This window comes from Pontibacter ramchanderi (assembly GCF_002846395.1).
In the GTDB taxonomy this organism is placed as follows: domain Bacteria; phylum Bacteroidota; class Bacteroidia; order Cytophagales; family Hymenobacteraceae; genus Pontibacter; species Pontibacter ramchanderi.
Window position 1 is genome coordinate 984,316 of record NZ_PJMU01000003.1, and the last position, 26,936, is coordinate 1,011,251.

Sequence of the window (26,936 nt, forward strand, 5' to 3'; positions counted from 1 at the left end):
CGGCACCTTTTCCTGTTTTAGGCGCTTTGGCCCAGTTATACCTGACTGCAAAACCAGATTCTTGCCAATAGCATACACATATATAGTAAAAACACGTATTTTAGCTTAATTTTACGCAGCGTGGCAGCAAACCACGCCGTAACGCACTATGGTTCTAAACATTCTACTTACTATATTTCTGGTACTGCTCAACGGCTTCTTTGTGGCGGCTGAATTTGCGATTGTGAAGGTACGCGCCTCACAGATCGAACTGCGCGCACAGGCAGGCAGCTCGATGGCCAAACTGGCCCAGCACATGCTCACCCACCTCGACGCCTATCTTTCGGCCACGCAGCTCGGTATTACCCTGGCCTCACTCGGCCTGGGTTGGATCGGCGAAAGCGTGGTGGCGCAGATTGTGATCAACGTCATGGAGTTCTTCGGCTTCCAGGGAAGCGAGGCGCTGGCCCACAAAATTGCGCTGCCTATCTCGTTTGCCATTATCACGGTGCTGCACATTGTGTTTGGTGAGCTTGCCCCAAAGTCGCTGGCTATACAGCGCTCCGAAGCGACCACGCTGGCTATTACCCTGCCCCTCCGCTTTTTCTATTACCTGTTCGGGCCTTTTATCTGGATCCTCAATGGGTTTGCCAACCTGGTGCTGCGCTCGATGGGTATACGCCCAGTACATGGCTCCGAAGTGCACTCGCCGGAGGAACTGCGCCTGCTTTTTGAGCAAAGCGCGGAGGGCGGCTTGCTTGTGGACTCGCAGCACGAACTGCTCGAGAATGTGTTTGAGTTCAACGAGCGTATGGTGAAGCAGATCATGGTGCCCCGTACCCGCATGATCGCCATTGATGTGCACATACCGGAGCATGAGCTGATGGAGATCATATTTGAGGAGGGTTACTCCAGGCTTCCGGTGTACGACGGCTCGATTGATAATATTGTAGGGGTGCTCTACGTGAAGGACATTCTAAGCCTGATGCGCCTGGGTGAGGCGATCATTATCGAGAAGCTGATGCGTCCGGCCTACTTTGTGCCGGAGACAAAAAAAATTCCACGTCTTTTGCAGCAGTTCCAGCGCCGCCACATGCACATGGCCATCGTGACAGACGAGTTTGGCGGTGTGTCGGGTATCGTGACCATCGAGGACATCATCGAAGAGCTGGTGGGTGAGATTCAGGATGAATACGACGAGGAAGTGCCCATTGTGGAGCGCATAGGCGACTTTGAATACCGCGTAAACGGCGGCGCCCCTGTTTCTGACGCAAACGACTACCTGCCCTTTGCTATACCTGAGGGGGAGGATTACGAAACGGTGGGTGGCTTTGTGACCATGATTTACGGCCACATACCTGACGATCTGAACGAGGCGGCCGACTTTAACGAGTACCAGATACGGGTGCTGGACAAGTCGGATCGCCGTGTGGAATGGGTGCTCTTTACGGTAAAAGAAGACTTTCACTCCCAGATAGAGCCGCAGTCAGAAGAACCTAATCATTAACACAAAGGCTATACCCGAGCGGTATAGCCTTTGTGCTTTTCAGGTATAGCTATACCTCCGGATTTGTAAACCAGCCGCTGTACATCACATAGTTGTTGGCTACCTTGCCCAACCCGTCTATCTGCTCCTGACTGAGCTGCTTTACCTTTTTGGCAGGTATACCGGCATAGATGTAGCCCGACTCACACACCGTGTTTTCCAGCACGATGGCTCCCGCTGCCACAATGCAGTGCTTCTGCACCAGGGCATTGTCCATCACAATCGCGCCCATCCCGATCAGCACGTTGTCCTGCACGGTGCAGCCATGCACAATGGCGTTGTGCCCAATCGACACATTGCTGCCAATGGAGGTAGCCGCCTTCTGGTACGTGCAATGGATGACGGCTCCGTCCTGAATATTGGTCTTGTCACCAATCCGGATCGCGTTCACATCGCCCCTAATTACAGCGTTGAACCACACAGAGCATTCGCGGCCCATCACCACATCGCCCACAATCGTGGCATTCTCGGCCACAAAGCAATCGTCGCCCAGCTGCGGGCTTATTCCTTTCACAGGTAAGATAACTGGCATATTTTAAGTTAGAAAGTTTAGGAATTAGAAAGTTTAGGAGTTGAGGAGTAAAGTAGTCACAAGTGCTGAGTCCTAAGTCACGAGTTTAATTTTGTAGGGACGGGTCGCGATCTGTCCGAATCGTACACCTGCTTTCCAATCATGTACCATCAACAATCAACAATAAGCAATCAACAATTTAGCCATCAACCATTCAAAAGCCTCTTCCACGTCCCTTTGCTTAAGTTGTACTTCAGCGTGCTGGGCAGGGCTTTCCAGAAGTATTTGTTTATTTCTACGGCGAAGCTGGGTTGCATGTAACAGTTGATGGTGCAGCCTTCGCAAGCCGGCAGTCGCCCTTCCAGTTGCTTCAGCTCCTCCACTTCCTGGTTTAGGTATAGCGCACGCAGATTGCCCTGTATCGGGAAGCTTTTGGTGCCCAAATGGTAGCAGGGCAGCACCAGTTCGTTTTCCGGCGAGATGACCAGCGTGGTGCTGGCAGCTTTGCAAACCGGATCGGCTACTTTGTTGCCACCGTCGCGGCGCAGCTGCACAAAACCTTCGTTCAGGTATACGTCTTTGCGCTTTCCGAACGCGGTCAGAAAATCTAACTCCTCTTCCGTGAGTTGCTCCCCCACCGCTACGTCATTGTACTCGAAAGCCGGGTTGATGATCAGCATCAGGTTATTGGGCTGCGTGATGGTATGGTATACTTCTTCTAATTGGCTCAGATTGTGCCTGAAAACCGTGAACAGAATATCCGGTCGCTCGCTCAGTTGTTTTGCCACCTGTATCGACTCCATCACAAAATCGTAGCAGGCCACACCCCTGCCAGCATCGTGCTCTTCCTTATGGGCTGAGTCCAGCGAAAAGTGCAGCATATCCACCTTGCCTTTCAATCGCCCGGCCAGTTTAGGGTATAACATGCCGTTGGTGGTGAGGGTGGTGATGAAGCCCATGTCGTGCGCCATGCCCAGCATCTGGTCGATCTGCCGGTGCAAGAGCGGCTCTCCTCCTGTGAAGTCGATCACCTGCACACCAAGCTGTTTCAGATCACGCAGGTTTTGGGCCACATCCTCCAGCGTGATGTAAGGCGATGGTTTCTCCCAGATGTCACAGAACGAGCACTTTGCGTTACAGCGGTAGGTAACGTAATAGTTGCAAAGCACAGGTTTCGATCGTAGGCGCATCTTTTCAGGAACGGTGAACTCAAAATTAAGGATTCTGGCGGAGTATCAGGTATAGAAGTCAGCAGGAGAGTCAACTCCCTGATAATTACATCAGATAATCAGTATATTTAATTGGTGATTGGTAAATTGTTAAATGGCTAAATTGCTGATTGTTAATTGCTGATTGTTCACTGATAACTGCTTATTGATCACTGTCAAGTTGTTGTTCGGGTAGGATTCGGACAGATCGCGACCCGTCCCTACAAAATTAAACTCGTGACTTAGGACTCAGCACTTGTGATTTCTTTACTCCACAACTCTTAAACTCTCAAACTCCTAAACTCCTCAACTTTCATGAATCGACAAAACATTTCCTCCGGCGCCATATGGGAAGACGCGATCGGGTATAGCCGGGCAGTGCGGGTGGGCAACGTAGTAGAGGTGGCGGGCACCACGGCCATGGACGGCGACCAGGTAATAGGTATAGGCGATGCCTACGAGCAGACCCGTTTCATTCTCCAAAAGATAGAGAAGGTCCTGCATGAAGCCGGCGCCACGCTCCAGCAGGTGGTGCGTACCCGCATTTATGTGACCGATATCAGCCAGTGGGAGGAAGTAGGCCGCGCGCACGGCGAGTTTTTCAGCACGATCAAACCAGCTGCTACTATGGTGCAGGTCAGCGCCCTCATCAGACCGGAGCAACTCGTGGAAATTGAGGCTACGGCAATACTGCAGACTAACTCATAAAAATAGCCGCTACCCTGTGTTATAAATTTACTTTTCTATATATTAGACTATTAGTATTTATGCACATCAAATCAACTACAGGTATAGGGGCAATGGAACAGCACGAAATTGAAAAGGCTGAAAAGCATATCCGCAGCGCATGGATTTTAGGCATCATCTCCACAGGTTTAACCATTGTGGCTTCGCTGATTGGTGCTTACAATGAAGACTTCAGGTATAGCTCAGGCTTTAACACATGGACGCTGTTTGACGCCGCGCTGATCGCCGCGCTCACATTCGGCATTTATAAAAAAAGCAGGTTCAGCGCGTTAGGTCTTCTGGTGTATTTTGTGCTTCCCAAGTTTATTGAATCTGCCTATAACGGACAGTTCCCTTTGGGCTTTGGCACCCTGATCTTTGGGTACTTTTACCTGATGGGCACCATTGCGGCCTTTAAACTACACGCCCATAATAAACAACTCGCCGAACTCGAGCATGGCCCTCAGAAACGGAGTGTGACTTTTTACATGCTGTCTGGATTTGGCGTGCTGGTGCTGGGTGTTTTTATCTGGCTAGTCGTGATCGGCGCCAGTGGTCCGGGCACCGAGGTTGTCCCTGGCAGACAGTTGAAATCCAAATATGTGAGTTTCGCCACCGACGAAGGTCTGCTAGACCCCACCGAGCAAATTCAGTACTGGTACTCCGATGCCTTCAGCGACTTTACAGACGGATTTTATTTCTTCACCGACAAAAAGGTGGTTGTCTACAACAAATCATGGGAAGAACCGGCCATCCTGATGCCCTTCGACTCTATCCAAAACATCACTTTCCATGCAGACCCTTCTTTTTCGGAAGACAGCCAATTGTTTCTGGAGCTGAAGGACGGCACCTTCGTCAACTTTCCTGTTTCGAGTGAAAATGGCGGAGACCAGCGCTTCCACAAACGGTTGCGGGCACTCTGGAAAGAGGCGCAGGCCGCCCAGCTAACCAACACCTATGCAGAGCCCGAGGCAGCCGGGGTTCAAACTGTTTCGCAAGAGTAAGCAGGCACACAGCCCCAGGCACCAAGACAAGCACCACCTAAGTTTAATCCTATTACAAGACTTATTATACCCTATATTTACACGGTTACGTACTAAAAGGCTATTGATTATTCGTTATACCTGTGCCGCTTTGGCCAAGGTATAACCATGTTGAATTTAATCTGATAGCTATGAAAAATTTAGTGCTGACTATATTTTCCCTCTTTGCCCTTAGCACGGCAGCACAGGCGCAGTTCCTGACGGGGGGCGTTAAAGCGGGTGTGGGCTCGTCAAGCGTGAGCGTGCGCGACGTAACCAGCAACCCCGCTGAATATGCCAACAAAGAATCCGTGACCAGTTACCATGCCGGCGCCTTTGCCCGCATCAACATCCTGGGCCTGTTCGTGCAACCCGAGGCCGTGTTCACTCAAACGGGCGGCCGGCTCGAGTCTAACCCAAACGCCACGCTCGCCAACCGCGTGGCCGACATCAAGTTCAACCGCCTCGATGTGCCTATTATGGCAGGTATAAGCCTTGGCAATGTTGTGCGTTTGCAGGCCGGTCCGGTGGCCTCTACGCTGCTGAGCGCTCGCCAGGACGGGCAAAGCATCAAAAGCTTTATGGAGAGCTCCGACTGGGGGTACCAGGCAGGTATAGGCCTCGACATTCAGCGCCTGACAGTGGATGTGCGCTACGAGCGCATCAGTCGCAACTACGAGGACCCGGCCAACCAGAGCAATTACGACCTGGCCAACAAACAAATTTTGCTGAGTGTAGGCCTGAAGCTGTTTTAAGATAAGGCTTTCACCAAGCAAATCGCTAAAACAAAATAGCCGGTGCAGTTCTATACCTGCACCGGCTATTTTCATTCATGGTTTATACCTGTTAGGGCATATACAGCTGGGCTCCCGGTCCGATTGGCAGGTCCAGCAATATCCAGACGATAAACATCACGATCCAGCCGATCAGGAACACGATCGAGTAAGGGAGCATGGTCGAGATAACGGTGCCCAAACCTGCGCTCTTGTCATAGCGCTGAATAAAGGCCACGATCAGGGCGAAATACGACATCATAGGTGAGATGATGTTGGTCACGCTATCGCCGATACGATAAGCCGTTTGGGTGAACTCCGGCGAGTAACCCAGCAGCATGAACATCGGGATGAATACCGGTGCCATGATCGCCCACTTGGCAGAGGCAGAACCCATGATCATGTTGATGGAAGCGGACACCAGGATGAACATGATCATCAACGGAATGCCGCTCAGTCCCAGGGTCTTCAGCACATCGGCCCCGTTAATGGCCAGGATCAAGCCAAGGTTGGTCCAGTTGAAGTAAGCCACGAACTGCGCCGCGAAGAACACCAGTACGATGTAAGAGCCGAGCGTCTCCATTGACTTGGACATGCCGCGCATTACGTCGCTGTCGTTTTTAATGGTCTTGGCACCGATTCCGTATGCTATACCTGCAATAGCCGAAAGCAGGAAGATAAAGGCCACAATACCCGACATGAAAGGCGAGTTGAGGATTTCACCTGTCTCCGGGTTGCGCAGGTAGCCACCCTCCGGTAACAGTCCGCCCAATACGAAAGCGGTGGACAGGATGATGGAGATGGTTGCGTAGAGCAGCCCCTTTTTCTCCTGCTTGTTGAGGCGGTCAATGCTTTCCGGTTTCTCGTCTCCGTTGTACTCTCCCAGCCTTGGCACCACTATCTTTTCCGTTACCCAGGTACCGAGCGCCGCCACTACAAAGGTAGAAGCAAACATAAAGTAGTAGTTGGCAGCCGGATTCACGGTATAGTTCGGATCGATGATGCGGGCCGCTTCCGTAGACAGGCCAGCCAGCAGCGGGTCGATGGTGCCCAGCAGCAGGTTAGCACTGTAGCCACCCGACACACCGGCAAAGGCAGCAGCCAAACCGGCCAGTGGATGACGGCCGGCAGCCAAAAAGATCACTGCGGCCAGCGGCACCAGCAGCACATAGCCCACTTCAGATGCCGTGTTGGACAGCACGCCCGCAAACACGATCACGAAGGTGAGCAGGCGCTTAGGCGACGACAGCACCACCAGGCGCAGCACCGCCCCGATCAGGCCCGTGCCCTCGGCTATACCTATACCCAGCAACGAAACCAGCACCGTGCCCAGCGGGGCGAAGTCGGTAAAATTGGTCACCATGCGGGTCAGGATCATGTGAAGCCCTTCCGTGGAGAGCAGGTTAACCGGTGTTATCACTTTGCCGGTACCGGGGTGCGTTACCGCCAGATCGAACATACTGGCCACCCACGAGAGGATGATCACCAGCAGGGCGAAGCCGGCAAAGAGGGTGGCAGGGTGTGGCAGGGCATTGCCAATGCGCTCGACTACCGACAGGAACTTGTCGATTCCCGACTTTTTTTTCTGGAGTTGCGTCATAAAAAGGTTGGTTTAGGGTTCCCGCCCGCGCAGCGCTTGCTCTGGTGCAGGTGCCGGGCAGCCAAGGCCATAGCAAACGGGGTTCCGAAATTGCCCAAAATTTTGCAGCCTCGCAAATTTTAGAGAAAAGCCATACCTTCGTTTATCATCAAAAACTGCAATACCCATGATCACACCCCTCCAGCCCGGCGACAAGATCGCCATCATCGCCACCGCCCGACTCATCAGCCGCGAAGAAATAGCCACCGCCATCGACATACTGCAAGGCTGGGGTTTGGAGGTAGAGGTCGGCCCGACGGTGGGTGCGCAATACGGCGTGTTCGCCGGCGACGATGCGCTGCGCCTGCAGGATTTGCAGCAGGCCCTCGACCGCCCGGACATCAAAGCGATCATCTGCGCCCGCGGCGGCTACGGCACCACCCGCATTCTCGATCAGGTCGATTTCACGCACTTCCGAAAGCACCCCAAATGGATCGTTGGCTTCAGTGATATTACCTCCCTGCTTTGCCACATTCATAGTTTAGGTATAGAGAGCGTGCACGGCATCATGCCACTGCTTTTCCCGAGCGGCACCGAAGCTGCACTGGACAGCCTGCGTCGGGTTTTGTTTGGCGAGGAACTCAGCTACAGCACAGCACCACATGCCTTTAACCGCACAGGTATAGCCGAAGGCGAGCTGATCGGCGGTAACCTGGCCCTGCTGCACAACGTTTCCGGCACCAGCTCCGACTTTACAACCAAAGGCAAGATCCTGTTTCTGGAAGACGTGGACGAGTACCTTTACAGCATCGACCGCATGATGGTGCACCTCGACCGCGCCGGTAAGTTAAAGGACCTGGCAGGCCTTATCGTGGGCCACTTCAGTGACATAAAAGACAATGCCATCCCATTCGGCAAAGACGCCTACGAGATCATCGCCGAGCACAGCGGCAAGTACAACTACCCGATTTGTTATGGCTTCCCGACCGGTCACGAGCCCGATAACCTGGCGCTGGTTTGCGGAAGAAAGGCAAGGCTTGAAGTTGATGAAAACGGAGTGAGGCTGAGGTATGTACATTCGGTGAGATACGGTATATGAATTCGAGACGAACTGTTGGAGCCTGCACTCTACTAGTGCTGCTCACTCTCTTAAGCCGCCCATTGGTTGCACAGAGTTTTACATTTGCGCAGCCCACGAAGAGCACGGCCGAAAACCTTACCTTTTCCCAACCTGCTGAAAACACGGTTGACTACGGTCTTAATCTTCTTATTGGCGGACAGTTCTCAGATTTAAAGGAGTTAAATGCTATACTGAAAGAGGACGGAATATCTGAGGTTAACCCTAACTCCATTTTAATCGGTGGAGGAATTAACTTTATCTACAGAAACCATTTCATGCACTTCAAGGGTAACGCTGCCTTAAATGAAAGAAGAGAAGATAGTAATGGGATGAGAACAAAGGCACATGGCTTTGGCGCAGGTATAAATTATGGTTACAAATTCGACTTAGGATCTGTATACCTGGTCCCGTACGCCGGACTCTCCAGAGATGCGTTACTTATCGAGATCCAGGATCTACCTGCCAGCCACACCCCTATTCGTAACCAGATCTCAAACAGAAATATCTCCAAGCTTCATAATGAGGTGCTGGCGGCAAGCGTTGGCCTTCGCGCTTTAATACCCAACGATTGGGAAACCATGCTGACAGGCATCGATTTCAGCTACCAGGTACCTTTAAAAAGTTCCTGGTTCAATGGGGATTTCACTACCACGCCTGCACCCAAAATCAACGTTGGTGGGTTTAAAGCAGGAATAGAAATTTTGCTTTTGAAAGGAAACTAAGCTGCGGCAACGACACTTAAATTTTAGCCTCGCCACCGCAAAGCTCAGTTCGTAACTTCCATACCTAATATAGCCAGATGTGTTGTTTCTTTCAAAAGCGGATGAAGGTATAGAATAAGCATGTAACGCCACCACTTTATGGATCACAAAGCCTACCTGGATCGCATCGGCTATACTGGTGCACTGCAGCCGACCCTCGGTGTGCTGCAGCAATTGCAGAAAGCACATTTGCTTGCAGTGCCCTTCGAGAACCTGGACATCCACGACGGTGTTCCGATAGAGCTCGACGTGGAAAGGATCTATGACAAGGTGGTGCAGCGCAGGAGGGGCGGCTTCTGCTACGAACTCAACGGGCTTTTTTTCGAATTGCTCACCTGGATTGGGTTTGATGTCAGGCGTATTTCGGCAATGGTATACACAGCTAGCGATGGTACCTATACACCGGAGTATGACCACATGGCCCTGCTCGTGACCATAGACGGAGAAGAGTACCTGAGCGATGTGGGGTTCGGGGAATTTAGTTTCGCGCCATTAAAACTCGTCCTGGGCCAGGTGCAGCCCGACGCACGCGGCGATTACCGCATCGACAGGTATGATGAAAGCTATTACCGGGTGAGCCGCATTGAGAACGGCGAAGTCCTGCCTGAGTACATTTTCAGTAAAACAGAAAGGGCTTACGATGAATTTGCCGGGATGTGCCGTTTCCATCAGTCCGACTCCCGCTCCCACTTCAGACAGCGAAGAATGATTACGCTTCCCACGGAACAGGGCCGTATTACCCTCACAGAGGAAAAACTCAAGCTGAAGGAAGGCAGCCTCACCCAAGAGATAAAACTGCAAAGCAAAGCAGCGTACGACGCCTACCTGTGGCAGTACTTCGGCCTGAGGCCGGCATGAGCGACAGGTATGGCACCAGTTGGCTAATGCGCTTCGATAAGCTTTTTACGCGGCCCTGTCCACTCCTTTCGCGCGCACGGCGTTATAGTAATTGCAAATACCGCTTAGCACGCACTTCTCACACTTGGGGTATGACCAGGTGCACACCTTCTGTCCATGCCAGAAAAGGTGCTTGTGGAAGTTAAACAGCTCTGTGGCATCTTTGGGCAACATATCAAGCAGCACATCGTGGGCTTTGTTGGCCGTTACTTTGGCACCTATCAGCCCCACCCGCTGGCTCACCCGAAACACGTGTGTATCGACGGGCAGCACGGGTTTCTTGAAATTGAACAGCAGCAGCAAAGTAGCCGTTTTAGGCCCCACACCAGGCAGCCGGGTCAACCAGGCCATAGCCTCGTCTATGGGCAGATCGGCCAGAAAGTCAATGCTGATCTCACCCCGGTCCTCTTTGATCATGCGCAGGGTTTGTTGTATCTGAGGAGCCTTCTGCAAGGGGTAACGGGTAGTGCTCACGGCATCTGCGAGCGCATCCTCCGGTGCATTTAGCACGCCCTCCCAGTCTCCGAAGCGCTCTAGCATAGTGTAGTAGGCCTTCTGCTCGTCGGCGTGATTGGTGCGGTGCGAGAGAATGGTCGAAATCAGCTCGTGCATGGGGCTGCGGCGCGGGTCAAGCTCCAGCCGCTTGTACTCCTGGTTCAGCAGCTCGTGGGTTATCCTTGTTTTCTCGTCAGCGGGTAGTTCGTATCCTTCCATGTTCACTTGGGTTAGCCGTTTCTTCCTTAACGGCTATAGCCAGCTGGCGTTTCCGCCACCATACCCTCTAACAAAGCCTGAAGCAAATGTTTAAACAATTATGCCGCAAAATGGTAATATTGTACAACCATTTATTCCAATTCGCGCTATACCTGTAGCCTCAGCCCAAAACAGCCTTAGCTCTTATTCTATGCAAATTAAATTCTTAGGAACAGGCGGTGCCTTTGACATTGACTACCTGAATTCTGCCGCTTTGGTGACGATACACGAAAAGTGCGTTCTGCTCGACTGCGGCTTTACGGTATACCCCACCCTGGTGCACAAGAACCTGGTGCACCGCGTAGACTACATTCTGCTCACCCACCTGCACAACGACCACTGTGGCAGCTTGGCCAATCTGCTCCTCCACAAACACGTCGTGGACAAAGCCCCAAAACCGACCATTCTGTACCCAACCGACCAGTTCAAATCGCAGGTATACGACTTCCTGAAGATACAGGTAAAGAACCCGGATAAGTACGCTGAATTTGTGCCGCTTGAGCATTTTGAAGGTATAAAAGCCGTGGACACCTACGGGCTGCACTCAGAGGGCTTGCAGTCGTTTGCCTATATTTTTGAGGAGGAGGAAAACCGCATTGTATATTCCGGCGACCTGGGCCGGCCCGATGTGCTGTTCGACAAACTGAGCCGCATGCCTGCGCTACCCACCTGCGTGTACCACGACATCACGTTTAACCCCGATAACGCAGGCCATACCTTCTACAAAAAGCTGCTCCCTTACATGAATGGCGTTGAGATGTTTGGTTACCACTGCGACCCTACCCAGAACCCGGAGGACAACCCCATCAGGCTAGTTTTCTATCAGAAAGATCTGCTGGCTTAGTGCCTTTTAAGCGGCTTGTATCCAAATGCGTAAAACAAGTGTATCCATTTTAGGTTAATGCTGCAGTATCGCACAAAACCAGTTGGCATATGACTTTTACCATGACTTTCCGCTCCGAGAACAAACTGCCTTTCCTGCGCAAGCCGCTGCACATAGCCTATACTGTCATTTTGGTGGGATTTCTAACCTACACGGGCCTTAGCACCCCCGACCTGCTCAACTGGCTCCTCGAGAACTCGCTCACGCTTTCCGTGCTGATCATCCTGGCGGCGTTCTACAACATCTTCCGCTTTACCGACACCAGCTATACCCTGATCTTTTTGTTCATGATGCTGCACGTGTACGGCAGTTACTACCAGTATGCCGACAACCCCTTTGGCGAATGGATGAAGGAGCCTTTTAACTTCCAGCGCAACCACTACGACCGCATTGTGCATTTCGGTTTTGGGCTGCTGCTTACCTACCCCATGTATGAGATCGCAAGGCGAGGTTTTGGCCTGAATGTTTTTCTGAGCAGTGTGCTGACCCTGTCGCTTGTGCTGTCGCTCAGCGCGGTGTATGAGATAGTGGAGTGGGTAGTAGCCGACCTGGTATATGATGGCGATGAACAAGGCATGGCTTACCTGGGTATGCAGGGCGATATCTGGGACGCGCAAAAAGACATGGTACTTGCCTTCCTTGGGTCTGTCATCGCTGTTGGGGTTGCCATTGTGCTCCGTAACCGTAAAGCAACCCAGAACTGATGCCATAAAAAAAGCCAGCTATACCTGTGGCGGCATAGCTGGCTTGGATTAAACCGCTTTGGGCTTACAGTTCACCGCGCTCGGCGGCTTTCTTCATTTTCTCGTTTGCAAAGATCGCGATCTCTACACGGCGGTTCGCCTGGCGGCCGGCTGCTGTCGAGTTGTCGGCCACTGGGTGGTCAAAAGCCCAACCTTGTGTGGTAATGCGGCTACGTGACACCCCCTGCTGCGTTGTGTAATTTGCCACCGATTCGGCACGGCGCTCCGACAGTCGCTGGTTCAGGTCACGGCTACCGGTGTTGTCCGTATGGCCCTCGATGATGATGTTGGTGTCTTCGTATTTCTTCAGCGTAGTGGCCAGTTGCTGTATATCCGTTTGCGCATTCGGGCGCAGCTCAGCCGAGTTCACATCGAACAGGATACCCGAGTCGAATGTGATCTTGATACCCTCGCCTACACGTTCCACCTTGGCGTTTTCCAGGTCACGGCGTAGCTCTTCTGCCTGCTTGTCCATGTGGCGACCAATCAGGGCACCTGCCGTACCACCCACTGCAGCACCTATAATGGCACCTGCCGCTGTATTGCCGGCTGCCTTACCAATCACGCCACCTATCACGGCGCCACCGCCGGCACCAATGGCACCGCCTTTAGCCGTGCGACTGGCGTTGCAGGATGTAAATAACAGGCCGAACACGGCCAATACTGCTAGATAAATTCTGATATGTTTCATTTTCTTCTTTTTTAATTTTTCACATAGTTGTCAGATTAAGCCCTTAATACTCCAAATGCGTTAAAATGTTGTATCTGCATATAGCGCTTGATATTTTAACAAAACACAATTAGCTTATAATCAAATAATTAAACCCTAACACCGATTATATGTATTAGACAAAGTATATACGTAAACCATGAAAAGAATATTCAAAACCAGTAGGATATACCTTAGCCAGCTGCAAGGATTTTCCAGGCGGGCAGCACAAAAAAAGCGCCTGCCAGGTATACCCGGCAGGCGCTTTCGAACAGGTGCTATACCTGGTGCCTTATTTTAGCTCACCGCTCTCGGCAGCTTTCTTCAGCTCTTCGTTCGCCACAATGATCACTTCCACGCGGCGGTTCTGCTGGCGGCCTTCTGCCGTTGTGTTGTCAGCAATTGGCTGGTCGAAAGCATAACCTTTGGCCTGCATACGCGAAGCCTCTACACCCAGTGTGCGGGCGTAGTTGGCTACCGACTGCGCACGGCGCTCAGACAGGCCCTGGTTCAGCTCGCGGCTACCGGTGTTGTCCGTGTGGCCTTCGATAATGATGTTAGTGCCATCGTATTTCTTCAGCGTCTCTGCCAGTTTCGCAATGTCTTTTTTGGCAGTGGCGCTTAGTTCAGCAGAGTTCACTGCAAACAGGATACCGGAGTCGAAGTTTACACGGATGCCTTCACCCACACGCTCCACATTGGCATTTTCCATGCTCTTCTGCAGTTCTTCTGCCTGCTTGTCCATGCGGCGACCGATTACTGCGCCAGTTGCACCACCAACAGCTGCGCCTATAATGGCACCTGCCGCCGTGTTACCCATGCGGTTACCGATAATACCACCTACCACAGCGCCAGAGCCAGCTCCGATAATGCCGCCTTTAGTAGTCTTGTTCATACCAGTTTTTTCCTGGCCAGTAGTGCTTGTGTCGGTTCTGTTACCTGTAGTGGTAGAAGTGTCGCCTGTGCCGGAAGTGGTTGGGCGCGTTGTCTGGCAAGAAGTAAACAGCATGGTTACAGCCAGCATCGATGTCAACGATAGTTTTACTAGTTTCATAGTCTTGTAATAAAATTTAAAAATGGTTTTGGTTGATAGTAGTATTAGTTAATGCATCGCAGTGTTGCTATGCTTTTGAGCGTTCGCAATACTAATGCCAAACTTAGGCACAATATTGTGCTTTACCCAAACTATTACTTCTGTAAGCAAAAAAGGTTAATATATACCTGTTCAGCTTATATTTTGTCCTGTTTGAGTACTAGCAGAAGAGCCCGTCAGCGTCACTAACAGGCTCTTCTGGTCTGGTATTATAATACAATCCGCTTAAGATGATTTGGCAGTCTTTTGGACCTTTGGCGAGTCGTTGCGCTCTTCTGTGGCAGGCATGATCATACCCAGCAGGTCAACCAGGCGCTGCTTCAGTTCTTTGCGGTCCACGATGAAGTCCAGGAAGCCGTGCTCTAACACGAACTCTGCGCTCTGGAAGCCCTTCGGCAGGTCTTTTCCGATCGTTTCTTTGATCACACGCGGTCCGGCAAAACCGATCAGCGCGCCCGGCTCGGCAATGTTGAAATCACCCAGCATAGCGTATGAAGCCGTTACACCACCCGTGGTCGGGTCGGTGAGCAAAGAGATATAAGGCAGTTTCTCTTCTGAAAGCAGAGCAAGTTTGGCAGAAGTTTTAGCCATTTGCATCAGTGAAAAGCCAGCCTCCATCATACGGGCACCGCCAGATTTGGAGATCATCATGAAGGGCGTGCGGTGCTTGCGTGCATGATCGATGGCACGGGCAATTTTTTCGCCTACCACAGAACCCATAGAACCGCCGATATAAGCAAAGTCCATGCAGGCGATGGTAATGTCACGGCCACCCGACTTGCCATAGGCAGTGCGCACGGCATCTTTCAGCCCGGTTTTGCGCTGCGTCTCGGCGGTGCGCTGCGGGTATGGTTTGGAATCCACGAAGTCAAGCGGGTCGCCTGAGCTCATGTCCTCGTCCATCTCGGTGAACTTATTGTCGTCGAACAGGATGGCAAAGTATTCCTTTGAGCCAATACGATCGTGGTAATTGCACTTCACGCAGGTTCTCAGGTTTTTGCGGTGCTCGGTCATGCTGGTTACTGTTTTGCAATCCGGGCACTTAAACCACAAGCCGTCCGGGGTCTCTTTCTTCTCCTCTGTCGGCGTGATAATTCCTTTTTCTACTCGTTTAAACCAAGGCATCATAATCGTATCGGGCGTGCGTGCTGCACATTAAATGGTTATCTGGCCACACTCGTGTCTTCCAAATTGGCAAATTTGGGCACAAATATAGCCTGCTCCGGATTACTCACAAAAAAGCAATTCCAAAGCAGGCTGTAAAATTAGTTAATAATCAGCAGTTCTGCTACTGATTAGGCAAGTGTAATGTCGTTGGCCAGGTATACGTCCTGGATCGCGTTCAGCAGTTCCACACCCACTTTCATGTCTTTCTGGAACGCCTTACGACCTGAGATCAGGCCCATACCACCGGCACGCTTGTTAATTACGGCTGTGCGCACAGCATCCGCCAGATCCGACTCACCCTTCGACTCACCACCTGAGTTGATCAGACCGGCGCGGCCCATATAGCAGTTCGCCACCTGGTAGCGGGCCAGGTCAATTGGGTTGTCAGAAGAAAGCTGCGAGTACATTTTCTCGTGCGTCTTGCCGAAGCCGATCGCCTTGAAGCCGCCGTTGTTCTCAGGAAGCTTTTGCTTGATGATGTCGGCCTGGATGGTTACGCCCAGGTGGTTCGCCTGCGCTGTCAGGTCAGCGGCTACGTGGTAGTCTACGCCGTCTTTCTTAAAGGCATTGTTACGGGTATAGCACCACAGGATGGTAGCCATACCGAGCTGGTGCGCTCTCTCAAACGCCTCGGCTACCTCGATGATCTGGCGTGAAGACTCCTCAGAGCCGAAGTAGATGGTAGCTCCCACGGCTGTCGCACCCAGGTTCCAGGCCTCGTCTACAGAGCCGAACATGATCTGGTCGAACTTGTTCGGGTAAGTCATCAATTCGTTGTGGTTAATCTTCACCACAAACGGAATGCGGTGCGCGTACTTGCGCGACATCATGGCCAGGTTACCGAAGGTTGTCGCCACGGCGTTGCAGCCACCTTCGATCGCCAGTCTGATGATGTTCTCCGGGTCGAAGTAAATTGGGTTTGGAGCAAACGAGGCACCCGCTGTGTGCTCAATGCCCTGGTCTACCGGCAGGATGGACAGGTAACCGGTACCCGCCAGACGGCCTGTGTTGAAAAGCTGCTGCAGGCTGCGCAATACCTGCGGGTTGCGGTTCGACTGTGAGAACACGCGGTCCACGAAGTCGGGGCCCGGAGCGTGAATCAGGTCTTTAGAGATGGTTTTGCTTTCATACTGAAGCAGGCTCTCCGCTTCAGAGCCAAGTAAGGAAACGATGTTATCGTACGACATTTTTTAAAATTTAAATAAAGGGACGTATTGAATTGCAGGACAAATATATAACGCTTTTTGAATACTCAGCAATTATCAAGGCGGCAGTTCCTGTAGAGGTGCGCTGCCACAACATACCGTATACCTTGCCAAAATGTTGCTCTCTTACTGGGTCAAAATTTATAACTGCGAAAAGCCGCTATACCTATACCTGCCATCCCTGCAGTTGCCTTACATCCTATTCAACCCCGACCTCGTTACACAATGTACTAGGTATAAGCACATTAAACGTCACTAACATGTTACACAAACTTCTCAAAAACACTGGTTTACCGCTTTTGCTACTGTTGGCAGGTATAGCAGGATGCACTTCTTCCACACAAATCATGGGTTCCTGGAAGAGTCCCGAGATTGAGGCGCAACACTACCGGCGGGTAGTGGTAGCTGCCCTGACTGACAATGTGCTGGCACGGCAGGAAGTGGAGAACGACCTGCAGGCACAACTGCAGTTGCGCGGCATTCAGGTTACCCGCAGCATCGACCTATTCCCGCCCTCTGCCGCCTCCAAAGCCGGCCCCGATGTTAACATGCTTCTGGAGCGCATCAAAACGGACGGCCACGACGCCATCCTCACCGCTGCCCTGGTAGACGAGCAAACCGAAACACGCTATGTTCCCGGCAATATGGGGTACCGACCGATGACCCGCTTTATGTGGTACGGCAGTTTCAGAGGTTACTATACCTACTGGTACCCTACGCTCTACGACCCCGGCTACTACACCGAAGACAAGGTCTACTACCTCGAAACCAACCTCTACGACGTGAACTCGGATCGCCTGGTCTGGTCGGCCCAGTCGAAATCGTACAGCCCTCGGAACCTGCGCAAGGCGGCGAGCCAGTTTGCAGAGGTCACCGTACAGAAGATGACGGAAGACAATGTGCTGCCCTCGGTGGTAGCCAAATAAAAAAGGCGCTCCTGACAGAGCGCCCTTTTTATACGAACAGGTATAGCCTTACTCGTTGTAGAGCACGTGCAGCACGGTCTGGCCCACTGCTTTCAAGGTGTTTTTGCTAATGATGTCCATCGTGTCGGTGTGGCGGTGATGATAGTGACCAAAGTAGTCGTCCTGGTTCGCCATGTTGTACTCAATGATGTCGATCATACGGATGCCTGCGATGGTATTTACATAATAGTGGTCGTCGGTAATGGCCGGGGCATTCACATACTTAAAGTAGTCAGAGTAGCCAATGCGGTTGCCGGCGCGCCATACCTTATCCACGATATTGCGGGCATACTGCATGGAGGTTCCCTCACGGGCGAACTTGGCATTTTCTGCTCCCACCATGTCGAGCAGAATGCCGTAGGTTGCCTTGTAATTCGGCTTATGCTTGTTTTTGCTCCAATGCTGCGAGCCCAGGCACCAGTCGTCCTGCATGTAAGGGTGGTCGCTGTTATCCGGACGGCCATAGTCTTCCCCATCGAAGAAGATAATGTCAATGCCTATACCTGGTTTCTGCTCAGCGGCCTGTATGGTACGGGCAATCTCGAGCAGCACGCCTACTCCGCTGGCCCCGTCATTCGCCCCGTCAATAGGTTTGTTCTGGTCCTGATCGTCTTTATCGGCGAAAGGGCGCGTGTCCCAGTGCGCCGCCAGCAGCACCCGCTTGGTGGCATTGGGGTTGATAGTGCCGATGATGTTGCGCAGGTTGAGCATGGTACCGTCGAAGGCGCGTGCCTGAAAGGCCTGCACCTCTACCTCGGCCCCATAACCACGCAAAGTCTCGATCAGCCACTCCCCGGTTTTGTAATGCGCTGAAGTGTTTGGCACGCGCGGCCCGAAAGCCACCTGCTGGTCTACAAAATGGTAAGCCGAATCGGCATTGAATTCTGGTGCATGCACCACAGCCTCCTCCTCTACCTCGTTGGTCGCCACACGCTCGCTACTGCTCCCGTTTTCAGAAGAGTCGCAGCTGTTAAGCCCCATTGTGCCGAACAGCAACATCGCCAGCATCATATTATTCTTCATAAGCCCAGTCAATTCCGGTTTTAAGATCTTTGATCACGATGCCCTGCTTTTTCAGCTCCGCACGGATGGCATCCACTTTATCATACGCCTTATGCTCTTTGGCCTCTTTGTAGAACCCAAGCACCAGGTCCAGCATTTCCTCCATATCGGCGGTCGGCTCTTCTTTCAGGCCCAGCACATCGGTTACCAGTTCGGTATAGGTTGTGCGGATGGTATCGAAGGTACCGCGCGTGAGGGCCCCGATCTGTAGTTGCCCTAGGTATAGGCTGTTGATCTTTTTGAGCAGGTTGAAAAGCGACGCGATGGTACGGGCCGTGTTCAGGTCATCGTTCAGGCCGCGGAAGCAATCCTCTGTCAGTTTGAGCAGCTCCTCGTTCAGCTTCTCGTCCGGTGTGGATATACCTTCTTCCGGGTAGCTCATCTTCTCGAGCACGCGCAATCCGTTCATCAGTTTTCTATACCCTTTCTGGGCAGCCTGCAGCGCCTCGTTGCTAAAGTCGAGGGTGCTGCGGTAGTGCGCCTGCAAAATAAAGAAGCGGATGGTCATTGGGCTGTAGGCCTGCTCCAGCATCTTGTGGTTGCCGCTGAAAAGCTCGCTCAGGTTAATGAAGTTGCCCAGCGACTTGCCCATTTTCTGGCCGTTCACTGTGATCATGTTGTTATGCACCCAGTAACGCGCGGCATCGGAGTGGCTGTGGCTGGCCTGGCTCTGCGCGATCTCGCATTCGTGGTGCGGGAACATCAGGTCCAGTCCGCCGCCATGTATGTCGAAGGTCTCGCCGAGGTACTTGCGGCTCATGGCCGAGCACTCCAGGTGCCAGCCCGGGAAGCCATCGCTCCAGGGCGAAGGCCAGCGCATGATGTGCTGCGGCGAAGCTTTTTTCCAAAGGGCAAAGTCCAGCGGAGAGCGCTTCTCGCCTTGCCCCTCGGTGTCGCGGGTGTTGCTCAGCAGATCCTCGATGATGCGACCGGAAAGCTTGCCGTAGTTGTTGTTTTTATGATAGGCTGGCACGTCGAAGTATACCGACCCGTTCACTTCGTAGGCCATGCCGTTTTCCAGTATCTCCTGGATCATCTGGATCTGCTCGATGATGTGCCCCGAAGCCCGCGGCTCGATGTCCGGCGACATTACGTTGAGCGTAGCCATGTCTTTCTGATACACATTGGTGTAGTGCTGCACCACTTCCATCGGCTCGAGGTGCTCCAGTTTGGCTCTTTTCTGGATCTTGTCCTCTCCTTCGTCGGCATCGTTTTCGAGATGGCCCACATCGGTGATGTTGCGCACGTAGCGCACTTTGTAGCCCAGGTATTTGAGGTAGCGGTATAGCACGTCGAAGGTAACGGCACTGCGGGCATGGCCCAGGTGCGGCTCGCCGTATACTGTCGGCCCGCAGACATACATGCCCACAAAGGGCGCGTGCATTGGTTCGAACAGTTCTCTTTTGCGCGTGAGCGTATTGTACAGATTCAGTTTGTGTTGCATGGTATAGAAAGGCATGCGATGAGGCATGCGTTCTGTTTATACTTGATGATGCTGGCTAACCAGCGTTCAAAATTAAAAAATTATACCGTCAGTGCCCTACTCCTCTTTCGGTTTGATGACATAGGTAGCCGAGATGGGGAAGTGATCTGAAAGCGGCATTTCGTAATGTGTCTTAAAATCATAGGCCTCCAACCCCTCGCTGTAGAACTGGTTATCAATACGCAGAAAAGGCAAGGGTCCGTTGTAAGTGGCCCCTACTCCGTTGCCAGCCTTCTCAAACGAGTTGTTCAGCTCGCTCACCAGCTGGCTGTAGGTATAGCTAAACGGAATATCGTTGAAGTCGCCCGTCACGATCACCGGGTAGGGCGAAGTTTCTACATGGTCGAGCAGCTGCTGCACCTGCATGGCCCGGGCCCGGAAACCCATGCGCAGGCGGCGGGCGAGGTTGCGGCTTTCTTTCTTGAAGCTCACTTCATCGCCTATTGCTGAATAGGTGTTCTCGATGTCCTCTGCCCGGATGCTCATCGACTGCAAATGCACTGCGTATACCCGAACCGTATCACCTTTCACGTCGATGTCTACCCAGGCTGCCCGGTTGGCGCTGCGCTTCGTTGTGTTTGAGAAGTACAGCGTGTTGCCTCTTATAATTGGGTACTTGGAGAAAATCACGACGCCCACATCCGAAACAATGCGGTCGCTCCGGTAAGTGGAGGCAAACACGTGCCGGTTATACCTTTTCCCGATCCGGTTGAAGTTGTTGAACTCGGTAGAGTTAACACGGCTGTAAAATTCCTGCAGGCAAAACACATCGGCCGGGTGCGTGGCCACCCAGTCCACCATCTCTTCCGAAACACGCGGCACACCGTCCACTATCTTCTCGTAGGCATTGAAAATATGCACGTTGAAGCTGAGCACCTCAAGCGTTTTGGCGCCCGTTGGTATTTCTTTGTCCCAGGTGATCGATACCAGTCGGCCATAGTGATTCCAGCCCAGCCCGATAACGGCGAGTGGCAGAAACACATACCACGAACGCTTGAATAGCCAGTAGATAAAGAAAAAGAAGTTGAGCACCAGGGCGCCGGGTAGCGAGAAAGCCATAAATCCGGCAGGCCAGAACTCATAAGGCGGCACGCGCATGCTCAACACCCCCAGCAGTAGCCAAAACACCACCAGAATGTTCAGTATGAGCCAGATTCTCCGGCGTATTTGTTTGAATGTACCTGCCACGATGGCAAACTTACAAATTATGCGTGTAGGAATGTCAAGCCTCGCTTCAGAATATATTTCCGTTGCCAGGCTTGTGCCGTTCAAATAGCAGAACTTTTTGCGCGTCGGTGCATGTTACATACCCGAAGCCCTTCCGGCGGCTGCCGCTGGCAGCCGAAATGCCGTCCTAAATCTCCAGAAACCATATAATTACAGCGTACTTAAACACATATTGTTGTTTATATAATGTTTTTATAGTAAATTTGTGACATTATTTCCAAGGAGATGAGGGGACGCGAGGTCCCCTTCTTTATTTTCTTTAAATAAATATGGCAATAACGGCACAAAGTATTCGCGCTATGGCGGAAGCAAGCCTTCCGGAAAACGACCTGTTCATTGTGGACGTGGCCGTGTCTGACTCGGCGGTGCGCCCCAAGATAACAGTGCTGGCCGATGGCGAGCAGGGCATCACGATAGACCAGTGCGCCTCCATTAGCCGCCGCGTGAATGCGAAGATTGCAGAGGAGTACGGTGAGGAGATGTCGTATGTGCTGGAGGTGAGCTCGCCGGGCGTGGATTTCCCGCTCACGCAGCCGCAGCAGTACAAGCGAAACATTGGCCGTAACCTGAAGCTGAAAATGCAGGACGGCACCGAAAAAACCGGCAAGCTGGAAGAGGTGACCGAAACAGGTATAAACCTGACACAAGAAATCAAACAAAAAGGCAAAAAGGCAACGTATGAGCCTGTGCAAATACCTTTCGGGGAGATTGTAAAAGCAAATGTTGTAATATCTTTTAAATGATAAAATAATGAACAGTTCAGTCCTGATCGAGTCGTTCGCTGAATTTGCGAAATTCAAGAACATAGACCGCCCGACGATGATGCGCATCCTGGAGGATGTATTCCGTACCATGATCCGCAAGAAGTGGGGTACTGACGAGAACTTTGACATCATCCTGAACGTGGAGAAAGGTGACCTGGAGATCTGGCGCAACCGCGAGATCGTGGACGACAACTCGGAGGACATCTGGGACCACGACAAGATCGCCTTGTCGGATGCCCGCAAGATCGAGCCTGACTTTGAGGTAGGTGAAGAGGTATCGGAGGAGATACAGCTGGAGGACTTTGGTCGCCGTGCCGTGTTGACTGCCCGTCAGACGCTGATCCAGCGCATCAAGGACATGGAGAAAGAGCTCCTGTTCCAGAAGTACAAGGACCTGGTGGGTGAGATCATTTCGGGTGAGGTATACCAGGTATGGAACCGCGAGGTGCTGCTGCTCGATCAGGAAGAGAACGAATTGCTGATCCCGAAAGGGGAACAGATCCCGAAAGACCGCTACCGCAAAGGCGACGTGGTGCGTGCCGTGGTACAGCGTGTGGAGATCGTAAACGGTAACCCGAAGATCATCCTTTCCCGTACTTCTCCTGCATTCCTGGAGCGTTTGTTCGAGAACGAGGTGCCGGAGATATACGACGGCCTGATCGCCATCAAAAAAATTGTGCGTGAGCCCGGCGAGCGTGCCAAAGTAGCCGTAGAATCGTTTGACGACCGCATTGACCCGGTAGGTGCCTGCGTGGGCATGAAGGGTTCCCGTATCCACAGCATCGTGCGCGAGCTGGAGAACGAGAACATCGACGTGATCAATTACACCGACAACCTGGAACTTTACATCCAGCGTGCGCTTAGCCCGGCCAAGATCACCAGCATGAAAATAGACCAGGAGAACGGCCGTGTGTCGGTGTTCCTGAAGCCAGACCAGGTATCGCTTGCGATCGGTAAGGGCGGTCAGAACATTAAACTGGCCAGCAAACTGGTTGATATGGAAATCGACGTGTTCAGAGAGTCTGAGGTATACGAAGAGGACATCAGCCTGGAAGAATTTACGGACGAGATCGAGGACTGGGTGATCGCGGAACTGCGCCGCATTGGTCTGGACACAGCCAAGAGCGTGCTCGCGGTTTCGAAAGAAGACCTGCTTCGCAGAACAGAGCTGGAAGAAGAGACGATCGAAAGCGTGCTCTCCATCCTGCGCGAAGAGTTGGAAGAAGAAGACAATCAATAGTTGTGAGTTGCGCTCCGTTACTGTAATTTTGAAAAATTTCAGTACGGGGCGCAGTTCTATACCTTGCAAGGCAACTATACCCTATTAACAGAATAAATAAAGACAGCATATTCAGAACATGGCAGAAGACAAAATCAGGAGGCTCAAACAGGTTGCAACTACTTTAAACATTGGTACAGCTACCATTGTGGATTACCTCTCTGCTAAAGGCTTTGACGTGGAAAACAAACCCACTACCAAAATCACGGCAGAGCAGTTCGGTATGCTGGCTAAGGAATTCGCCTCCTCTATGCAGGACAAAATAGAGGCGGAGGAACTCAACATCGGCAAGAAACCACAGAGCAACCAGGTTGTGGAATCGGAGCCGCATCATGAGCCAAAGAAAACAACAGAACCTGAGCAGGAGATCCTGATCAAGAACGCGCAACAGCCGAAAGGCGACGCTGCAGAGGCCAAACCAAAAGCAGAGCCAGCGCCTGTTGAATCGAAACTCCCAGGTATAAAAGTGCTCGGCAAGATAGAGCTCGACGCGAAAGGTCGCCCTATACCGAAGCCAGCCGCCCCTAAGGCGGAAGAGCCACAAGCACCTGCTGTGGAACAGCCAAAGGCACCGGAAGCAAAAGCGCCGGAGCAGCCTGCCCCTGCCCCACAGGTAGAGAAGCCGGTAGCCCCTGCCGCTGAGAAAGCAGCAGCACCAGTGCAGGAAGCACCAAAAGCTGAAGCACCCCAGGCAGCGGCTCCAAAAGTAGAAACCCCACAGCAGCCGGCAACGCCTCCTGCCCCTGCTGCGGAAACAAAGCCTGTTGAGAAACTGGCTGAAAAAACAGAAGCTCCTGCGCAAGCAGCGGCACCACAGGCCCCGGAAAAGCCGGCACCTACCACTCCTGAAGAAAAAGGACCAGAACAAATAGAAACGATTACAGCAAAAGCCGACCAGCTGAAAGGCCTTACAGTGCTTGGCAAGATTGAACTGCCAGACAGCAACCGTAGAAAAGGCACCAAGCCGGTAGCGTCTTCTGATGACAAGAAGGCCGGTAAGAAGAAAAAGCGCAAGCGCATTATTGTGGCCGGCCCAGAACAGGGTGGCGGCCAGGGACAAAGCGCCTCTAGCCCACAGGCTCGCCCGATACAACACACGGGTGGCGGTGGCGGAGGCTATCAGGGCAATCGCCCGGGACAGCGTCCTGGTGGCGGACCCGGAGGCCCGGGTGGCCGTGGCCCTCGCAATGCCCCAGGACCTCGTGTTGAAAAAGCCGAGGTAACGGATAAGGAAATCCAGGAGCAGATCAAAGCGACACTGGCTAAGCTAAGCGGAGGCAAAGGCGGCGGTGGCAACCGTGCCAAATACCGTCGTGAAAAACGCTCTGCCATTGCCGATGCAACAGAAGAGCGCCGCTTGATGGAGCAGGCAGAGTCGAAGACGCTGCGTGTTACAGAATTCGTTTCGGCCAATGACCTGGCATCGCTGATGAACGTGAGCGTAAATGACGTGATCAAGGTGTGTATGCAGTTGGGTATGTTCGTATCCATCAACCAGCGCCTCGACGCCGAAGCCATCACCATCATTGCAGACGAGTTCGGCTATTCAGTGGACTTCATCACATCAGAGGATGAGCAGGCGCTTGAAGACGCAATAGAAGATAACGAAGAGGATCTGTTGGACCGCGCGCCAATTGTGACCATCATGGGTCACGTTGACCACGGTAAAACCTCCCTCCTCGACTATATCCGTAATGCCAACGTAACAGCTGGGGAGGCAGGCGGTATCACGCAGCACATTGGTGCCTACAGCGTGAAAACCGAAGGCGGCCGCACAGTTACTTTCCTCGATACTCCTGGTCACGAAGCCTTTACGGCCATGCGTGCTCGTGGTGCGAAGGTAACGGACGTTGTTATTATTGTGGTAGCAGCCGACGATTCGGTGATGCCACAGACAAAAGAAGCGATCAATCACGCGCAAGCGGCAGGCTCACCAATCATCATCGCCCTCAACAAAATAGACAAGCCAAGCGCTAACCCGGATAAGGTACGCGAAGAACTTGCCCAGATGAACATTCTGGTGGAAGAGTGGGGTGGTAAATACCAGTCGCAGGAAGTATCGGCTAAAACGGGCCAGGGTGTAAACGACCTGTTGGAGAAAGTACTCCTGGAGGCGGAACTGCTTGAACTAAAGGCGAACCCGAACCGAAATGCAGTAGGTACCGTGATCGAAGCCTCGCTTGACAAAGGCCGTGGCTACGTAGCTACCGTGCTGGTACAAACCGGTACACTGAACATTGGCGATGTGGTGCTGGCTGGCTCTCACTACGGTAGAGTAAAGGCTATGACCGACCACCGTGGTCGCAAGATGAAAGTGGCCGGACCATCTACACCAGTACAGTTGCTTGGTCTTGACGGTGCACCACAGGCCGGCGACAAATTCCAGGTAATGGAATCGGAGCGTGAGGCTCGTGAGATCGCAAGCAACCGTGCGCAACTGCAGCGCGAGCAAAGCCTGCGCACACGTAAGCACATCACCCTGGATGAGATTGGCCGTCGATTGGCGATCGGTACATTCAAGGAGCTTAACGTGATCGTGAAAGGTGACGTGGACGGTTCGGTAGAGGCCCTTTCTGACTCCCTGTTGAAGCTATCAACTGCCGAAGTGCAGGTGAATATCATCAGCAAAGGTGTAGGTGCCATCTCAGAATCAGACGTACTGCTTGCTTCGGCGTCGGATGCGATCATCATCGGCTTCCAGGTACGTCCTTCTCAAAACGCCCGCAAACTGGCAGAGCAGGAGCAAATCGACGTGCGCCTGTACTCGATCATCTACGATGCGATCAACGAAGTGAAGGACGCGATGGAAGGTATGCTTGCTCCTACTATGAAAGAGGAAATTACCGGTAACGCCGAAGTTCGTGAAGTGTTCCGCATCACGAAAGTGGGTACGATTGCAGGCTGTATGATCACAGACGGCACGATCCAGCGTAACTCAAGAGTTCGACTGGTACGCGACGGTATCGTGGTGCACGATGGCGAGATTCTGGCACTGAAGCGCTTCAAAGACGATGTGGCCGAAGTACGTCAGGGTTACGAGTGCGGTATCAGCCTGAAAGGATACAACGAGATCGAGATCGGCGATATCATCGAGGCATATGTAGAGAAAGAAGTGAAGCGCACGCTGTAAATAGCTGAACTTCATGCATCATAAGAAAGGCCCCTGCGAAAGCGGGGGCCTTTTGTTTTTGAAAACTTTTAAAAAAAGGACGCAAAACAGCGCCTATACCTTGAGAAAGCTATACCTGCAGAGCAAAGAAACTGTTCGAGGTGATGCAACTACTAGCTCTATCAATTCCATCAAATAAGCTAAAGATTCTTCGAGACTTCCGTCACTCGAGGTTTTATTAAGGGCTTTCCCCCAATGTCGTCCACTTAAGCAAAGACTAACCTACCTGTCAGCTCGACAGAATGGAGAGATCTGGATTATTTCAAAGAGTAGGCAATCATTCAGATTTCTCCCAAGGGTCGAAATGACATT

24 protein-coding genes are annotated in these 26,936 nt (G+C 52.3%); 13 read left to right on the forward strand and 11 right to left on the reverse strand.

All coding sequences use genetic code 11. From position 1 onward, the window contains the following. The first annotated feature begins 148 nt into the window (after positions 1-148). Positions 149-1,486 (forward strand): hemolysin family protein, encoded by a 1,338-nt coding sequence (locus BD749_RS16875; RefSeq protein WP_101446496.1) that lies wholly within the window; start codon positions 149-151, stop codon positions 1,484-1,486. 49 nt (positions 1,487-1,535) lie between these two features. On the opposite strand, the gene BD749_RS16880 is transcribed toward BD749_RS16875, so the two are convergent. After that, entirely contained in the window at positions 1,536-2,057 is a 522-nt protein-coding gene (locus BD749_RS16880; RefSeq protein ID WP_101446498.1) for a gamma carbonic anhydrase family protein, read from the reverse strand. Between the two features lie 185 nt (positions 2,058-2,242). Beyond that, positions 2,243-3,226: a radical SAM protein gene (locus tag BD749_RS16885; protein ID WP_101446500.1), complete on the reverse strand. Its 984-nt coding sequence runs from the start codon at positions 3,224-3,226 to the stop codon at positions 2,243-2,245. Positions 3,227-3,559: 333 nt separating this feature from the next. Between BD749_RS16885 and BD749_RS16890 the strand changes: the two genes are divergently transcribed. The 3 genes from BD749_RS16890 to BD749_RS16900 all read left to right on the forward strand — a co-directional run bounded on the left by BD749_RS16890 (position 3,560) and on the right by BD749_RS16900 (position 5,747). Continuing rightward, positions 3,560-3,952, forward strand: coding sequence for a RidA family protein (locus tag BD749_RS16890; RefSeq protein WP_101446502.1), 393 nt, complete (start codon positions 3,560-3,562; stop codon positions 3,950-3,952). A gap of 59 nt (positions 3,953-4,011) precedes the next feature. Next, positions 4,012-4,974 (forward strand): hypothetical protein, encoded by a 963-nt coding sequence (locus BD749_RS16895; RefSeq protein ID WP_101446505.1) that lies wholly within the window; start codon positions 4,012-4,014, stop codon positions 4,972-4,974. Between the two features lie 170 nt (positions 4,975-5,144). Then, complete coding sequence (locus tag BD749_RS16900; protein WP_101446507.1) at positions 5,145-5,747, forward strand: porin family protein; 603 nt, start codon at positions 5,145-5,147, stop codon at positions 5,745-5,747. 91 nt (positions 5,748-5,838) lie between these two features. Here BD749_RS16900 and BD749_RS16905 read toward each other — a convergent pair whose 3' ends face one another. Continuing rightward, complete coding sequence (locus BD749_RS16905; protein WP_101446509.1) at positions 5,839-7,365, reverse strand: AbgT family transporter; 1,527 nt, start codon at positions 7,363-7,365, stop codon at positions 5,839-5,841. A gap of 166 nt (positions 7,366-7,531) precedes the next feature. On the opposite strand from BD749_RS16905, the gene BD749_RS16910 reads away from it, so the two are divergent. The 3 genes from BD749_RS16910 (at position 7,532) to BD749_RS16920 (ending at position 10,083) form a co-directional block, all read left to right on the forward strand. Further along, positions 7,532-8,443, forward strand: coding sequence for a S66 peptidase family protein (locus tag BD749_RS16910; protein ID WP_101446511.1), 912 nt, complete (start codon positions 7,532-7,534; stop codon positions 8,441-8,443). Between the two features lie 35 nt (positions 8,444-8,478). Then, positions 8,479-9,186 (forward strand): autotransporter domain-containing protein, encoded by a 708-nt coding sequence (locus tag BD749_RS16915; protein ID WP_180336439.1) that lies wholly within the window; start codon positions 8,479-8,481, stop codon positions 9,184-9,186. A gap of 138 nt (positions 9,187-9,324) precedes the next feature. Beyond that, the gene (locus BD749_RS16920; protein ID WP_101446515.1) at positions 9,325-10,083 is read left to right on the forward strand and encodes an arylamine N-acetyltransferase family protein; all 759 of its coding nucleotides are present in this window, start codon (positions 9,325-9,327) and stop codon (positions 10,081-10,083) included. A gap of 45 nt (positions 10,084-10,128) precedes the next feature. Here the strand turns inward: BD749_RS16920 and BD749_RS16925 are convergent, their stop codons facing one another. Then, on the reverse strand, positions 10,129-10,836 hold the full coding sequence (locus tag BD749_RS16925) for an endonuclease III domain-containing protein (protein WP_101446517.1): 708 nt from the start codon (positions 10,834-10,836) through the stop codon (positions 10,129-10,131). Positions 10,837-11,026: 190 nt separating this feature from the next. On the opposite strand from BD749_RS16925, the gene BD749_RS16930 reads away from it, so the two are divergent. Together BD749_RS16930 and BD749_RS16935 are read left to right on the forward strand one after the other, a co-directional pair. Continuing rightward, complete coding sequence (locus BD749_RS16930) at positions 11,027-11,719, forward strand: MBL fold metallo-hydrolase (RefSeq protein ID WP_101446519.1); 693 nt, start codon at positions 11,027-11,029, stop codon at positions 11,717-11,719. Between the two features lie 89 nt (positions 11,720-11,808). After that, positions 11,809-12,462 carry a DUF2238 domain-containing protein gene (locus BD749_RS16935; RefSeq protein ID WP_245869364.1) on the forward strand — a complete coding sequence of 218 codons (654 nt, stop codon included), beginning with the start codon at positions 11,809-11,811 and terminating at the stop codon, positions 12,460-12,462. Between the two features lie 64 nt (positions 12,463-12,526). Here the strand turns inward: BD749_RS16935 and BD749_RS16940 are convergent, their stop codons facing one another. The 4 genes from BD749_RS16940 to BD749_RS16955 form a co-directional block, all read right to left on the reverse strand. Next, positions 12,527-13,192 carry an OmpA family protein gene (locus BD749_RS16940; RefSeq protein WP_101446521.1) on the reverse strand — a complete coding sequence of 222 codons (666 nt, stop codon included), beginning with the start codon at positions 13,190-13,192 and terminating at the stop codon, positions 12,527-12,529. Positions 13,193-13,502: 310 nt separating this feature from the next. Beyond that, positions 13,503-14,264, reverse strand: coding sequence for an OmpA family protein (locus BD749_RS16945; RefSeq protein WP_245869367.1), 762 nt, complete (start codon positions 14,262-14,264; stop codon positions 13,503-13,505). 264 nt (positions 14,265-14,528) lie between these two features. Then, positions 14,529-15,428: an acetyl-CoA carboxylase, carboxyltransferase subunit beta gene (gene accD / locus BD749_RS16950; protein ID WP_180336446.1), complete on the reverse strand. Its 900-nt coding sequence runs from the start codon at positions 15,426-15,428 to the stop codon at positions 14,529-14,531. 170 nt (positions 15,429-15,598) lie between these two features. Then, positions 15,599-16,657, reverse strand: a complete 1,059-nt coding sequence (locus tag BD749_RS16955) for a class I fructose-bisphosphate aldolase (protein ID WP_101446525.1) — start codon at positions 16,655-16,657, stop codon at positions 15,599-15,601. Between the two features lie 278 nt (positions 16,658-16,935). Between BD749_RS16955 and BD749_RS16960 the strand changes: the two genes are divergently transcribed. Further along, positions 16,936-17,601, forward strand: coding sequence for a DUF4136 domain-containing protein (locus tag BD749_RS16960; protein ID WP_101446527.1), 666 nt, complete (start codon positions 16,936-16,938; stop codon positions 17,599-17,601). Positions 17,602-17,649: 48 nt separating this feature from the next. On the opposite strand, the gene BD749_RS16965 is transcribed toward BD749_RS16960, so the two are convergent. From BD749_RS16965 to BD749_RS16975, 3 genes are all read right to left on the reverse strand, one after another. Next, complete coding sequence (locus BD749_RS16965; RefSeq protein WP_101446529.1) at positions 17,650-18,663, reverse strand: M28 family peptidase; 1,014 nt, start codon at positions 18,661-18,663, stop codon at positions 17,650-17,652. Beyond that, the gene (gene cysS, locus BD749_RS16970; RefSeq protein WP_101446745.1) at positions 18,653-20,146 is read right to left on the reverse strand and encodes a cysteine--tRNA ligase; all 1,494 of its coding nucleotides are present in this window, start codon (positions 20,144-20,146) and stop codon (positions 18,653-18,655) included. Before cysS ends, BD749_RS16965 begins: the two co-directional genes overlap by 11 nt. Positions 20,147-20,242: 96 nt before the next feature. Continuing rightward, positions 20,243-21,373, reverse strand: coding sequence for an endonuclease/exonuclease/phosphatase family protein (locus tag BD749_RS16975; RefSeq protein ID WP_101446747.1), 1,131 nt, complete (start codon positions 21,371-21,373; stop codon positions 20,243-20,245). A gap of 338 nt (positions 21,374-21,711) precedes the next feature. Here BD749_RS16975 and BD749_RS16980 point away from each other — a divergent pair, with 338 nt between their 5' ends. The 3 genes from BD749_RS16980 (at position 21,712) to infB (ending at position 26,585) form a co-directional block, all read left to right on the forward strand. Beyond that, positions 21,712-22,155, forward strand: coding sequence for a ribosome maturation factor RimP (locus tag BD749_RS16980; RefSeq protein ID WP_101446531.1), 444 nt, complete (start codon positions 21,712-21,714; stop codon positions 22,153-22,155). Between the two features lie 7 nt (positions 22,156-22,162). Continuing rightward, positions 22,163-23,416 carry a transcription termination factor NusA gene (gene nusA, locus BD749_RS16985; RefSeq protein ID WP_101446533.1) on the forward strand — a complete coding sequence of 418 codons (1,254 nt, stop codon included), beginning with the start codon at positions 22,163-22,165 and terminating at the stop codon, positions 23,414-23,416. Positions 23,417-23,534: 118 nt separating this feature from the next. Then, entirely contained in the window at positions 23,535-26,585 is a 3,051-nt protein-coding gene (infB, locus tag BD749_RS16990) for a translation initiation factor IF-2 (RefSeq protein WP_101446535.1), read from the forward strand. Positions 26,586-26,936 lie beyond the last annotated feature (351 nt).

Excerpts from the sequence above, each read along its gene's own strand:
- BD749_RS16875 (WP_101446496.1), top strand. The coding sequence starts at position 149 with ATGGTTCTAAACATTCTACTTACTATATTTCTGGTACTGCTCAACGGC.
- BD749_RS16880 (WP_101446498.1), bottom strand. The coding sequence starts at position 2,057 with ATGCCAGTTATCTTACCTGTGAAAGGAATAAGCCCGCAGCTGGGCGAC.
- BD749_RS16885 (WP_101446500.1), bottom strand. The coding sequence starts at position 3,226 with ATGCGCCTACGATCGAAACCTGTGCTTTGCAACTATTACGTTACCTAC.
- BD749_RS16890 (WP_101446502.1), top strand. The coding sequence starts at position 3,560 with ATGAATCGACAAAACATTTCCTCCGGCGCCATATGGGAAGACGCGATC.
- BD749_RS16895 (WP_101446505.1), top strand. The coding sequence starts at position 4,012 with ATGCACATCAAATCAACTACAGGTATAGGGGCAATGGAACAGCACGAA.
- BD749_RS16900 (WP_101446507.1), top strand. The coding sequence starts at position 5,145 with ATGAAAAATTTAGTGCTGACTATATTTTCCCTCTTTGCCCTTAGCACG.
- BD749_RS16905 (WP_101446509.1), bottom strand. The coding sequence starts at position 7,365 with ATGACGCAACTCCAGAAAAAAAAGTCGGGAATCGACAAGTTCCTGTCG.
- BD749_RS16910 (WP_101446511.1), top strand. The coding sequence starts at position 7,532 with ATGATCACACCCCTCCAGCCCGGCGACAAGATCGCCATCATCGCCACC.
- BD749_RS16920 (WP_101446515.1), top strand. The coding sequence starts at position 9,325 with ATGGATCACAAAGCCTACCTGGATCGCATCGGCTATACTGGTGCACTG.
- BD749_RS16925 (WP_101446517.1), bottom strand. The coding sequence starts at position 10,836 with ATGGAAGGATACGAACTACCCGCTGACGAGAAAACAAGGATAACCCAC.
- BD749_RS16930 (WP_101446519.1), top strand. The coding sequence starts at position 11,027 with ATGCAAATTAAATTCTTAGGAACAGGCGGTGCCTTTGACATTGACTAC.
- BD749_RS16935 (WP_245869364.1), top strand. The coding sequence starts at position 11,809 with ATGACTTTTACCATGACTTTCCGCTCCGAGAACAAACTGCCTTTCCTG.
- BD749_RS16940 (WP_101446521.1), bottom strand. The coding sequence starts at position 13,192 with ATGAAACATATCAGAATTTATCTAGCAGTATTGGCCGTGTTCGGCCTG.
- BD749_RS16945 (WP_245869367.1), bottom strand. The coding sequence starts at position 14,264 with ATGAAACTAGTAAAACTATCGTTGACATCGATGCTGGCTGTAACCATG.
- accD (WP_180336446.1), bottom strand. The coding sequence starts at position 15,428 with ATGCCTTGGTTTAAACGAGTAGAAAAAGGAATTATCACGCCGACAGAG.
- BD749_RS16955 (WP_101446525.1), bottom strand. The coding sequence starts at position 16,657 with ATGTCGTACGATAACATCGTTTCCTTACTTGGCTCTGAAGCGGAGAGC.
- BD749_RS16960 (WP_101446527.1), top strand. The coding sequence starts at position 16,936 with ATGTTACACAAACTTCTCAAAAACACTGGTTTACCGCTTTTGCTACTG.
- BD749_RS16965 (WP_101446529.1), bottom strand. The coding sequence starts at position 18,663 with ATGAAGAATAATATGATGCTGGCGATGTTGCTGTTCGGCACAATGGGG.
- cysS (WP_101446745.1), bottom strand. The coding sequence starts at position 20,146 with ATGCAACACAAACTGAATCTGTACAATACGCTCACGCGCAAAAGAGAA.
- BD749_RS16980 (WP_101446531.1), top strand. The coding sequence starts at position 21,712 with ATGGCGGAAGCAAGCCTTCCGGAAAACGACCTGTTCATTGTGGACGTG.
- nusA (WP_101446533.1), top strand. The coding sequence starts at position 22,163 with ATGAACAGTTCAGTCCTGATCGAGTCGTTCGCTGAATTTGCGAAATTC.
- infB (WP_101446535.1), top strand. The coding sequence starts at position 23,535 with ATGGCAGAAGACAAAATCAGGAGGCTCAAACAGGTTGCAACTACTTTA.